We start from the raw sequence: 11,655 nt of genomic DNA on the forward strand, positions 1-11,655 counted from the left end.
CGATGGCTCCGCCATCGCTCCCTCCTCCGCCTTGCGATCGCACGCACCAGACCCCGCCGGACCCTCCCCCTGGACTTCGTCACAGGGGGAGGACGACGCTACTTTGAAGACACTCCCTAGGGCGAGGGTTGTCGGCGAGGCGGTCGACGGCGGTGAACACCTGCCGAACCCCGTCGGGGTCATTCTTCGCGTATCACTCCGCCTGGGTGAGGGCCTCGGGTTCCCAGATGACCTCGTAGCTCACGTTCCGGCCTCACCAAAGACGCGGCGGTAGGCCATCTCGTGGGGGATACCGGCCTCCTCGCCGCTGGCGTGGCGGGCGCGGCAGGCCGCGAGGGCACGTAGTTCTTGGAGCTCCAGGACATCGGCGGGGCTGACAAGTATCGCGACGGTCTGGCCGTGGTCGGTGATGGCGACCGGTTCCCGGGTGGCACTGACTTCGCGTGCGATGGCGCCCAGGCGGGCACCAGCCTCCACGATCGAGTAAGTCGTCTCCGTCATGCACTTCAGTGTATGGAAGTGTGCGTATCTGTACCCCAGGGCTGGAGATTCCGGGGACAGCCTGATGCTTCTCCGCAGCACGGATCAGGCGCGGCACCCCGCGGTAAACCGCCCGGGAACGCGGGCGGCGGTGTCGGCGTGGCCCGTGACCCTCATGGCGCAACGCCCCACCCTCCAGGGCGGGAAGTTGCCAGGATGGCGTTCTGGACCACAGGGCGACATCGGAGCGACGTGAGGGGATGTGCGCGAGTGCTGTTCGAGGTGTGGGCGCCGGGAGCCGGTGAACGGGTGACCTTGTGGCTGGAAGGCCGCGAGGTGCCCATGGTGCGGGCGGCGGGCAGGCGGGGGAGAGCGGACGGGGACGGCTGGTGGTCCGCCGAGGCGGCGGCCGGACCGGGCGCGCGCTACGGCTACGCGCTGGACGGCGGCCCGGTCCTGCCCGACCCGCGCTCCCCGCGCCAGCCGAACGGCCCGGACGGGCTCAGCGCCGTCGTGGATCCCGACGGCCATCACTGGCGCCACCCCTGGCCGGGGCGCGGGCTGCGCGACGCCGTCCTGTACGAGCTGCACATCGGCACCTACACACCCGAGGGCACCCTGGACGCGGCCGCCGCCCACCTGGGCGAACTGGTGGAACTGGGCGTCACCCATGTGGAACTGATGCCGCTCTGCCCGTTCCCCGGGACCCACGGCTGGGGGTACGAGGGTGTCTCGCTCTGGGCCGTGCACGAGCCCTACGGCGGCCCGGACGCCCTCAAGCGCTTCATCGACACGGCCCACGGCCACGGGCTCGGAGTCGTCCTGGACGTGGTCCACAACCACCTGGGTCCCTCGGGCAACCATCTGCCCGCCTTCGGTCCCTATCTGCTGGAGCGGCGCCCGACACCCTGGGGCGCCGCCGTCAACCTGGACGGGCCCGGCTCGGACGAGGTGCGCGCCTTCCTGCGTGAGGGCGCGCTGCGGTGGCTGCGGGAGTTCCGGCTGGACGGGCTGCGGCTGGACGCGGTGCACGCCTTGGCGGACGACCGGGCGCTGGGCTTCCTTGAGGAGCTGTCACGGGCCGTGGACGCGCTCGCGGTGGAGCTGGACCGGCCGCTCTTCCTGGTGGCGGAGTCGGACCGGTGCGACCCGAGGACGACGACCCCCAGGGCCCAGGGCGGCCTGGGGCTCCAGGCCCAGTGGAACGACGACTTCCACCATGCCCTGCACACCGCGCTGACCGGTGAGTCCGCCGGGTACTACGCCGATTTCGCGCGCGCCCCGCTCGCCGCGCTGGCCAAGACGCTGACCCGGGTCTTCTTCCACGACGGCACGTACTCGTCGTTCCGGGGCCGGACCCACGGCCGTCCCGTGGACGTGACGTCCACGCCCGCCGGGCGCTTCCTCGGCTATGCCCAGACCCATGACCAGATCGGCAACCGCGCCGTCGGCGACCGGCTCTCGGCCACCCTCTCCCCCGGGCCGCTGGCGTGCGCGGCGGCGCTGGTCCTCACCGGCCCGTACACACCGATGCTGTTCATGGGCGAGGAGTGGGGCGCGCGCACGCCCTGGCGGTTCTTCACCGACCACACCGATCCCGCGCTGGCCACGGCGGTACGGGAGGGACGGCGCCGGGAGTTCGCGGCGCACGGCCACGCGCCGGAGTCCATCCCCGACCCCCAGGACCCCGGCACCCACCGCGCCTCCTGTCTGGACCGCGCCGAACGCGACCGGGAACCGCACGCCCGGCTGCTCTCCTGGTACCGGGAGCTGATCGCCCTGCGCCGCGGCCAGCCCGACCTCACCGACCCGGACCTGGGCGCCGTGCGGGTGGCGTTCGACGAGGAGGCGCGCTGGCTGGCGCTGCGCCGGGGCGACGTACGGATCGCGGTGAACCTGGGTACGGCGGCGGCGGACATTCCGCTGGGTCCCGGCGGCCGGGTCCTGGCAGCCTGGGAACCGGTGTCGGTGCCGGGTCCTGACGGGGTGCTGCGGCTGGGTCCCGAGTCCTGCGCGGTGCTGCTGGACGGGTGAGGAGGGAGACGTTCCCCACCGGGAGGAGCCGCCGTGGCTGACGGCCGGGGTCGCCTCCGTACGGGAACGGGATCGCCTCCGTACGGGAACGGGGTCGCCTCCGGTTCCCAGACGGCCAGGAGGGGCGCGATGGCCTGATCCCGCCCTGGTGCCGGGGTGCCTCCCGCGCCCGCGACCGGGTCTCGCCGCGCCGGTCGGCCGGACCCGTCCGGCCGGGCGGGTGGCGTGTTCCCGGCGCGGGGAAACCGGGCCGCCGCAAACGCCGTTGAGCGGGATATGACAGAGATGAGACAGCGGAACCTCGGCCGAACGGGCCTGCGCGTCAGCGAGCTGTGCCTGGGCACGATGAGTTTCTCGGACGACCGGGTCGCCCATCGCGCCCTCGACCTCTTCGCCGACGCGGGCGGCACCTTCGTCGATACGGCGGATATGTACGGCAAGGGGGAGTCGGAAGCGATCCTGGGCCGCTGGCTGACCCGCCGCCGCCGTGAGGACTTCGTGATCGCCACGAAGGTGTGGGGCCGGATGGGGACCGCCCCCAATGACGGCGGACTGAGCCGCAAACACATCGTGGCCGCGGTGGAGGCGAGCCTGCGACGGCTGCGCACGGACTACGTCGATCTCTACCAGACGCATATCTGGGACCCCACCACGCCCATCGAGGAGACCCTCACCACGCTGGACACCCTGGTGCGCTCGGGGAAGGTCCGCTATGTCGGCACCAGCAATGTCACCGCCTCCCAGCTCCAGCGCTCCCTCGACCTGTCCCGCCAGCACGGCTGGGAGCCCTATGTCTGCCTCCAGCCGCTCTACAACCTGCTGCGGCGGGAGACGGAGTGGGAGCTGCTGCCGCTGTGCGCCCGGGAGGGGGTCGGTGTCATCCCGTGGAGCCCGCTGGCGGGCGGCTGGCTGACGGGGAAGTACACCCGGGGCATGGAGGCTCCCCCGCCGGGTTCGCGCGAGGAGCACTTCCAGCGCGGCTCACAGCGCGAGGGCTGGCGCACCCAGGACACCGAGGAGACCTGGCGGGTCCTGGACGCGGTCAGGTCGGTGGCGGAGGAGACCGGCCGCACCCTCTCCCAGGTGGCCCTGCGCTGGCTGCTGGAGCGCCCGGACGTGACCGCCCCGATCATCGGCCCGCGCACGGAGGAGCAGGCCCGGGACAATCTGGGCGCACTGGGCTGGGAGCTGACCGGGGAGCAGACCGGCCGGCTGTCCGAGGCTAGCGAACGGCCGCTGCCGTATCCGTACGGGATACAGCGCCTGCTCAGCGACCACGCGGCGCCGTAGCGCGGGGCGGTGGGACCACGGAGGCAACAGCCTTAATTCCGGCCATAAACATATCTTTTCGGTCAAACCCCCTCTCCATATCAACGGTGACGCCACGGTCCGTGGTCCTCCCGTTCGACCGAAGATGATCTCGGGGGCATGGATCGAGGAGCGGTAACCCATGGCGATACGGAAGACGGCACGCGCGGGTGTGGTGGCGGTACTGGCGGCGGCGGTGACCGCCACGGCCTTCAGCTCACCGGCGCTGGCCGGGTCCGAGAAGCACCGGCCCAAGGCGCACCAGGAGACCCAGCGGGCGATGGACGCCCTGGTCCGGGCCGGGATACCCGGCGTGATCGCCGAGTCCCGCACCGACCGGGGCGTCTGGAAGGGCACATCCGGCGTCGCTGATCTCACGACCGGTAAGAAGCGCGGAACGCAGGACAGGTTCCGCGCGGCGAGCATCACGAAGACCTTTGTCGCCACCGTGCTGCTCCAGCAGGAGGCGGACGGGCTGCTCAGCCTGGACGACACCGTGGAGCACTGGCTCCCGGGCGTGGTCCGGGGGAACGGCAACGACGGCCGGAAGATCACCGTACGGCAGCTGCTCAACCACTCCAGCGGTCTCTACGAGTACACGGCGGACCCGGAGTACCAGCGCACGTACGAGACGGAGGCGTTCCTCAAGCACCGCTACGACACCGTCACCCCGCTGGAGCGGGTCCGGATCGGCCTCGCCTACCAGCCGGACTTCGCACCCGGCGCCCAGCACCAGTACTCCAACACCGGCTATGTCCTCGCCGGAATGATCATCGAGAAGGTCAGCGGCAACAGCTACGAGAAGGAAGTGGTGGACCGCGTCCTCCGGCCCCTCGGTCTGCGGGCCACCACGCTGCCCGGTGACACCGTCCAGATGCCCCGCCCCAGCGGCCGGGCCTACTCCAGGCTCTCCCTGGACCCGGCCGCGCCCATCCATGACGTCACCGACCAGAACGGCTCCTTCTCCTGGGCCGACGGCGACATCATCTCCACCACCTCGGACCTGACCCGCTTCCTGCGCGCCCTGCTCCAGGGCGAGCTGCTGCCCCCGGAGCAGCTCCGGGCGATGAAGACGATGCTCCCGGCCGACGGCCGGATCGGCTACGCCGACTACGGGCTGGGGCTGTACTCGTACAAGACGAGCTGCGGGGTCCGGGTCTGGGGCCACAGCGGTGGGGCGCCGGGGTCGTCGAACGACCTGGTGGGCACGGAGGACGGGCGCCATGTCGTCGCCGTGAACACCAACGGCGACTGGAACTGGTCGCAGGCGATCGTGGACTCGCAGTTCTGCGGCAAGGCCGTTCCCAAGGGCCTGGGCAAGCCGCGCCTGCCGTAGTCCGCCGGACCCCGCGCCACCCCGGCACGGGGGGCCGGGCCACCTCACGCCGCGGCGGGCGACGCGCTCACTCCACCAGGGCCATCGCCCGGCCACTGGTGTTCAGCCGTCGCCCGCCGTCCTCCGTGACCGCCACGATGTCCTCGATCCGGACCCCGAAGCGGCCCGGCAGATAGATCCCCGGCTCGACGGAGAAGCACATGCCGGGGACCAGCGGCAGTTCCTCGCCCTCGACCATGTACGGCGGCTCGTGGGTGGTGACGCCGATGCCATGGCCGGTGCGGTGGATGAAGAGGTCGCCGTAGCCCGCCTCCTCGATGATCTCGCGGGCCGCGCGGTCCACCTCCTGACAGGCCACACCGGGCCGGACGGCTTCGACACCCGCGCGCTGGGCCTCGCGGACCACGTCGTGGACATGCTGTTCCGCCGGGGTGGGCTCGCCGACATGGACGGTCCGGGTGGTGTCGGAGCCATAGCCGTCCTTGAGGCCGCCGAAGTCCATCACCACCATGTCGCCGTGGGCGATGACCCGGTCGCCCGCCTCGTGGTGGGGGTCGGCGCCGTTGGGACCGGAGCCGACGATGGTGAAGTCGACCTGGGAGTGGCCGAAGTGGCGCAGCAGCGCGGCCAGGTCCCGGGCGACCTCGCGCTCCTTCCGTCCGGCGAACCTCACCGTGAGGATCTCCTCGTAGGTGGCGTCGGCCGCCGCTCCGGCCGCCGCCATCAGCTCCAGTTCCCGGGCGTCCTTCACGGCCCGCAGCATGGGGAGGGCATCGGTCAGGGCGGCGTAGGAGGTGCCGGGGCGGGCGCGCTGGAGGCCCAGCAGATGGAGCGCCCAGGTGCTGTCGCTGACCGCGTAGCGGCCGGAGGCGCTGAGCAGCGGCGCGGCGAGGGCGTACGGGTCGGCGCCGTCCTTCCAGTCGCGGAGGGTCAGCGCCGCGGCGCCCGTGGCATGGGCGATCTCCCCCGCCTCCAGGGCCGGGACCACCAGCACCGGTTCCCGTTCGGGGGTGAGGACGAGCAGGGTGAGGCGCTCGGTGTCGGCGGGCGGGGTGTAGCCGGTGAGATGGGCGAGGTCGGGCCCGGGGGCGACGAGGACGCCCGCGAGACCGGCCCGGGTGGCGGCGTCGACGGCCCGCGCCATCCGGGCCCGGTAGTCCTCGGCGGTGAAGACCGTGCGCGGCGGGGGTGTGGTGGTCATGGGGTCATCGTGCCCGGGGGTCCGGGGCGGCGCGACCCCGTGGCGTGGGCGGGTGGGCGCGCCCGGCCGGGACCGCCGACCCCGTACGGTCCGGGCCACCGCCTCCGTACGCCCGGCGCCCGCGCCGGAGCGGGGCCCACCGTCTCCGTACCGCGTCGTCCGCGCCCGGACGGCCCGGGTCCGGCGACGGACGGCGGCGGGAGACGGCCCCGGGGCGGACCTCACCGCACGGCGGTCCGGGGCCCGGCACGGTGGCGGTCGGCCCCGGACCGGCCGCCGCCCGCCGACCCGCTGCCCGGGGTCAGACAGCGTCCGAGGCCAGGGGTCAGGCGTCGTCAGGCGTCAGCCGCAGCGAGATGCTGTTGATGCAGTAGCGCTGGTCGGTGGGGGTGGAATAACCCTCACCTTCGAACACATGACCGAGATGCGAGCCGCAGCGGGCGCACCGCACCTCCGTGCGGACCATTCCATGGGAGCGGTCCTCGATCAGTTCGACCGCGTCCGTGTCCTTCGGGTCGTAGAAGGACGGCCAGCCGCAGTGGGAGTCGAACTTGGTGTCCGAGCGGAACAGCTCCGCGCCACAGGCCCGGCAGGAGTAGACGCCCTCGGTCTTGGTGTCCGTGTACTCGCCCCGGAAGGCGGGCTCGGTCCCGGCCTGCCGCAGCACCGCGTACTCGGCGGGGCTCAGCTCGGTGCGCCACTGCTCGTCCGGCTTCTCGATCTCGTACGCCATGTCAACCGCTTCCTCAGCTCGACAGACGGGCCAGGATCAGCGGACCGAGGTCCGTGACATCACCCGCGCCCATGGTGAGAACGAGATCGCCGGGGCGGACCATTCCCGCCAGGAGACCGGGGACGGACGCGCGGTCCGGGGCGGCGGTCACGTCGGCGCCCGCCGCGCGGGCCGCGTCGATGATCAGCGCGCTGGTGACACCGGGGATCGGGTCCTCACGCGCCGGATAGATGTCCAGGACCACACAGGCGTCGGCGAGCGCCAGCGCCTGGCCCATCTCGGTGCCCAGCTCCTGGGTACGGGAGAAGAGGTGCGGCTGGAAGACGACGAGCAGCCGGGAGTCGGCCGCGGCGCCCCGCATGGCCTCCAGGTCGGCGGTCATCTCGGTGGGGTGGTGCGCGTAGGAGTCGATGACCTGGGCACCCGCCGCCTCGCCCTTGAGCTGGAGGCGGCGCTTGACCCCGGTGTAGGCGCCGAGGGCGGTGGCCAGCTCGGCGGCGGGGATCCCGAGGGCGGCCCCGGCGGCGAGCGCGGCGACCGCGTTGTGCGCGTAGTGGCGGCCGGGCACGGAGACGGTGAAGGTCAGCCGGGCGCCGTCGAGGACGACGGTGACCTGGCTGGTCAGCCCGTGCGGGGTGACCTCCTCGATCCGCACATCGGCGCCCTCGGACTCACCGTAGGTGACGATCCGCAGGTCGGCGCGGCCGGCACGGTCGGCGAGGCGCTTCGTCAGCTCCACCGCGCCGGACTGGTCGGCGGCGATCACCAGGGTCCCGCCCGGGACGATCTTCCCGGCGAAGATCTCGAACGACTCGTAGATCTCGTCCATCGAGGCGTAGTTCGCGTGGTGGTCCAGCTCCACGTTGAGGACGATGGCGACCTCGGGGTCATAGGTGTGGAAGCTGCGGTCGCTCTCGTCGGCCTCGGCGACGAAGATCTCGCCCCCGCCGTGGTGGGCGTTGGTGCCGGGGCCCGCCAGGTCACCGCCGATGGCGTACGAGGGGGCCCGGCCCAGCTCGCTCAGCGCCACCGCCAGCATGGAGGTGGTGGTGGTCTTGCCGTGGGTGCCCGCGACCGCGATCGGGCGGTGCCCGCCCATCAGGGAGGCGAGCGCGTCCGAGCGGTGGATCACGGGGATCCCCCGCTCGGTGGCGCGGGCCAGCTCGGGGTTGTCGGCGCGGATGGCGCTGGAGACCACGACCGCGCTCGCGTCGTCGGCGAGGTGGTGCGCCGCGTGCCCGATGTGGACCGTGGCGCCGAGGGCGCGCAGGGCGTCCGCCGTCGGGGAGTCCTTGGCGTCACTGCCCGCGACCTTGGCGCCACGCTGGGTCAGGATCTTGGCGATACCGGACATCCCGGCGCCGCCGATGCCGATGAAGTGCGGGCGTTCCAGGGCGCTGGGGACGGCGGGTGCCATGCGTGGTCTGCCTTTCGGTTCGGGTCTTGTTCCCGGCTGGCTGCTCTCCGGCCGGATGACCACCCTATTCGCTGTGCGCGAAGAGCTTGAGCACCGGTACGCCGACCTTGTGCCGCGCCCGGGAGGCCCAGTCCCGGTGGAAGAACTCCTCCACGTAGTGGGGCGCGGTCAGCACGATGACCTCGTCGGCCCCGGTCTCGTCCACGACGCTCCTGAGCACGTCGAGCGGATGATCCTCGACGACCCGGCCGACGGCCTCGCTGCCCGCCTGGCGCAGGGCGGCCAGGGAGACGGCGAGTCCGCGTTCGGCGGGGGCCTTGGCCTCGCTGCCCTCGGGCTCCTCGCCCTCGTGGACGGCGTCCTTCAGCTCACCGAGCGCCAGGTCGTCGATGGCGCGCAGCAGGACGTCGGCCTGGTCGCCCCGGGGCTGCAACAGCACGATGAAGGAGACGGCCTCGTCCCCGTGCAGGGTGGTGACGAAATCCACGTCCTCGGACGTCAGGGGCTTCTCGATCATCAGTACGCTTGTGAACACGTCAGGAGCCCTTCTGCGGAAACCATCCTTCCCCGTGCCCCCACGGGGTCTGCGAGAGTAAGTGTGCCCAGCCGCAGCAAAGCGGAACGATAAATTCCGACGATTGTCAGATGCGACGGTAACGGGTGAAGAGGAAGCCCGCCTCCTCCAGCACGGAGGCGAGCGCCAGCCGCTCGGGCACCGGCAGCGACGGACCGTCCGCGATCCGCTGGGCATCCCCCGCCACCAGGGTGGGCGAAACCGTCAGACACAGCTCGTCCAGCACCCCGGCGGCCACGAACTGGCCCAGCAGCCTCGGCCCGCCCTCACTCAGCTGCCGGCGCAGACCGCGCCCGCCCAGCTCGGCGACCACCCGGGCCGGGTCCACCCCGCGGCCCTCCCCGGCGACCACCACCTCCACCCCGGCCCGCTCGGCGGCGCGCAGCCGCTCCCGGGACGCCCCGGCGCCGGTCAGTACCAGCGTGGGCACCACCGGCTCGGTGAACAGCGGCGCCGAGAAGTCGAGGTCCAGGGAGGCGGTGACGACCGCGACGGCGGCAGCCGGGGCCTGGCCGCGCCCGGCCCTGAGCCCGGCGAACGCCTCCCGGGCGCGGGCGGGGCGGTACCCCTCCATCCGTACGGTCTCCGCGCCCACGACGACCACGTCGGCGAGCCCCCGCAGGGTGCCGAAGACCCGCATGTCGGCGGCGGAGGAGATCGGCTGGGACCGGCCCTCGTGGTGCGCCCCGCCGTCGAGCGAGGACACCATGTTGGCCCGCAGCCAGACGTGCGGGCCACCGGCCCCGGAGCCCGCCCGGACCCCGGCCCGCGTGGCCCCCGCCGGTACCCCGGCCGCCGCCGCCCCGGCGGGCGCACCCACCCCCACCAGCGCTTCCTCCTCCGCCACCCCATCGCACGGGTAGGCGTAGGCCGCGGCCAGCTCGGTGAGGCTCCACTCGCGGTCGAGGGCGGCTGTCGGGTCGGTCACAGGGAACAGGCGTCGCATGGGGGGCAGTCTGACACGCCCCTTACAGTGGGGAGCTGTGCCGACCCCTGCCCCCCGCGCCCTGCCCGAGGCGACCCCGCTGTCGCTGTGCGCCCGTGAGCCGCATGTCCCCGCCGACCGCCTGGTCGCGGAGATGGTGCCGCCGCCGCGCTTTGACTCCGTCCGCTTCGACACCTACGTCCCCGACCCCGGGCAGCCGAGCCAGCGGGAGGCGGTCTCCGTCCTCAGCTCGTTCGCGGCCGGACTCGACGGCGGGGACACGGGCGGCGGTGGCAGGCGGCGGTGGTTCTCCCGCAAGCCCGCCGCGCCCACCGGTCCGCGCGGGATCTACCTCGACGGCGGTTACGGCGTCGGCAAGACCCATCTGCTGGCGTCCCTGTGGCACGCCACCCCCGCCGAGCCGGAGCGCAAGGCGTTCGGCACCTTCGTGGAGCTGACCAACCTCGTCGGCGCCCTCGGCTTCCAGCAGACCGTGACCACCCTCAGCGGGCACCGGCTGCTCTGCATCGACGAGTTCGAACTGGACGACCCGGGCGACACCGTGCTCGTCTCCAGCCTGCTGCGCAAGCTGGTGGAGGCGGGGGTGGCGCTGGCCGCCACCTCCAACACCCTGCCCGGCAAGCTCGGCGAGGGCCGGTTCGCCGCCGCCGACTTCCTGCGGGAGATCCAGGGGCTCTCCGCCCACTTCCGTCCGATACGGATCGACGGCGAGGACTACCGCCACCGGGGGCTGCCCGAGGCCCCGGCCCCGTTCGACGACGAGACCGTCACCAGGGTCGCGCACCGCACCGAGGGCGCCTCGCTGGACGCCTTCCCGGCCCTGCTGGACCATCTGGCGCGGGTCCACCCCAGCCGCTACGGCGCGCTCACCGACGGGGTCCGGGCGGTCTGCCTCACCGGGGTGGAACCGGTCCCCGACCAGTCCACCGCGCTGCGGCTGGTGGTACTCGCCGACCGCCTGTACGACCGCGAGGTGCCGGTCCTGGCCTCCGGGCTCCCCTTCGACCGGCTCTTCAGCGAGGAGATGCTCAACGGCGGTTACCGGAAGAAGTACTTCCGGGCCATCTCCCGTCTCACCGCGCTGGCCCGTGACGCACGGGTTCTCGCCGACCAGTAGGTTCATGGTCGACAACTTTCTTTACCGCTGAAGGGATATCCACCATGGCCACCACCCGCACGGCGCACACGGTCTGGGAAGGCGAGCTGCTCACGGGTTCGGGCAACGTCACCTTCGACTCCTCGGGCATCGGCACCCAGCCGGTCTCCTGGCCGTCCCGCGCCGAGCAGGCCAACGGCAAGACCAGCCCCGAGGAGCTGATCGCCGCCGCCCACTCCAGCTGCTTCTCGATGGCCCTCTCGCACGGCCTGACGGGCGCGGGCAACCCGCCCACCCGCCTGGAGACCAAGGCTGACGTCACCTTCCAGCCCGGCGAGGGCATCACCGGGATCCACCTCTCCGTCCGCGGCGAGGTCCCCGGCCTCGACGCCGACGCCTTCCAGGCCGCCGCCGAGAACGCCAAGAAGAACTGCCCGGTCAGCCAGGCCCTGACCGGCACCACGATCACCCTGACGGCCGAGCTGGCCTGACGCACCCCCTGAGAACGGCCGGGGCGCACACATGTGTGT

Annotated in this window: 11 protein-coding genes; 5 read left to right on the forward strand and 6 right to left on the reverse strand. The window is 72.6% G+C overall.

Translation table 11 applies throughout. From position 1 onward, the window contains the following. Positions 1 to 240: 240 nt before the first annotated feature. On the reverse strand, positions 241 to 501 hold the full coding sequence (locus ACFVIM_RS27120) for a type II toxin-antitoxin system Phd/YefM family antitoxin (protein WP_384306401.1): 261 nt from the start codon (positions 499 to 501) through the stop codon (positions 241 to 243). Positions 502 to 696: 195 nt separating this feature from the next. On the opposite strand from ACFVIM_RS27120, the gene treZ reads away from it, so the two are divergent. The 3 genes from treZ (at position 697) to ACFVIM_RS27135 (ending at position 5,158) form a co-directional block, all read left to right on the forward strand. Continuing rightward, positions 697 to 2,514, forward strand: coding sequence for a malto-oligosyltrehalose trehalohydrolase (treZ, locus tag ACFVIM_RS27125; RefSeq protein WP_384306404.1), 1,818 nt, complete (start codon positions 697 to 699; stop codon positions 2,512 to 2,514). A gap of 285 nt (positions 2,515 to 2,799) precedes the next feature. Then, complete coding sequence (locus ACFVIM_RS27130) at positions 2,800 to 3,804, forward strand: aldo/keto reductase (protein ID WP_384306429.1); 1,005 nt, start codon at positions 2,800 to 2,802, stop codon at positions 3,802 to 3,804. A gap of 160 nt (positions 3,805 to 3,964) precedes the next feature. After that, complete coding sequence (locus tag ACFVIM_RS27135; protein ID WP_384306407.1) at positions 3,965 to 5,158, forward strand: serine hydrolase domain-containing protein; 1,194 nt, start codon at positions 3,965 to 3,967, stop codon at positions 5,156 to 5,158. A 67-nt stretch (positions 5,159 to 5,225) separates the two neighbouring features. Here the strand turns inward: ACFVIM_RS27135 and ACFVIM_RS27140 are convergent, their stop codons facing one another. The 5 genes from ACFVIM_RS27140 to ACFVIM_RS27160 all read right to left on the reverse strand — a co-directional run bounded on the left by ACFVIM_RS27140 (position 5,226) and on the right by ACFVIM_RS27160 (position 10,029). After that, positions 5,226 to 6,359 (reverse strand): aminopeptidase P family protein, encoded by a 1,134-nt coding sequence (locus ACFVIM_RS27140; protein ID WP_384306409.1) that lies wholly within the window; start codon positions 6,357 to 6,359, stop codon positions 5,226 to 5,228. Between the two features lie 325 nt (positions 6,360 to 6,684). Then, positions 6,685 to 7,092 carry a peptide-methionine (R)-S-oxide reductase MsrB gene (gene msrB / locus ACFVIM_RS27145; RefSeq protein ID WP_384306412.1) on the reverse strand — a complete coding sequence of 136 codons (408 nt, stop codon included), beginning with the start codon at positions 7,090 to 7,092 and terminating at the stop codon, positions 6,685 to 6,687. A gap of 13 nt (positions 7,093 to 7,105) precedes the next feature. Continuing rightward, on the reverse strand, positions 7,106 to 8,509 hold the full coding sequence (murC, locus tag ACFVIM_RS27150) for a UDP-N-acetylmuramate--L-alanine ligase (RefSeq protein ID WP_384306415.1): 1,404 nt from the start codon (positions 8,507 to 8,509) through the stop codon (positions 7,106 to 7,108). Positions 8,510 to 8,573: 64 nt separating this feature from the next. After that, a complete protein-coding gene (locus ACFVIM_RS27155; RefSeq protein WP_384306418.1) occupies positions 8,574 to 9,044 on the reverse strand; it encodes an indole-3-glycerol phosphate synthase in 471 nt (156 codons plus the stop codon). 106 nt (positions 9,045 to 9,150) lie between these two features. Further along, positions 9,151 to 10,029, reverse strand: coding sequence for a pyrimidine reductase family protein (locus ACFVIM_RS27160; RefSeq protein WP_384306421.1), 879 nt, complete (start codon positions 10,027 to 10,029; stop codon positions 9,151 to 9,153). Here ACFVIM_RS27160 and zapE point away from each other — a divergent pair. Both zapE and ACFVIM_RS27170 read left to right on the forward strand, forming a co-directional pair. Next, the gene (zapE, locus tag ACFVIM_RS27165; protein WP_384306424.1) at positions 10,028 to 11,146 is read left to right on the forward strand and encodes a cell division protein ZapE; all 1,119 of its coding nucleotides are present in this window, start codon (positions 10,028 to 10,030) and stop codon (positions 11,144 to 11,146) included. The genes ACFVIM_RS27160 and zapE overlap by 2 nt on opposite strands. Before the next feature lie 44 nt (positions 11,147 to 11,190). Further along, positions 11,191 to 11,616, forward strand: coding sequence for an OsmC family protein (locus tag ACFVIM_RS27170; RefSeq protein WP_384306427.1), 426 nt, complete (start codon positions 11,191 to 11,193; stop codon positions 11,614 to 11,616). Positions 11,617 to 11,655 lie beyond the last annotated feature (39 nt).

The sequence above is a fragment of the Streptomyces sp. NPDC057638 genome (assembly GCF_042800315.1).
Taxonomy (GTDB): domain Bacteria; phylum Actinomycetota; class Actinomycetes; order Streptomycetales; family Streptomycetaceae; genus Streptomyces.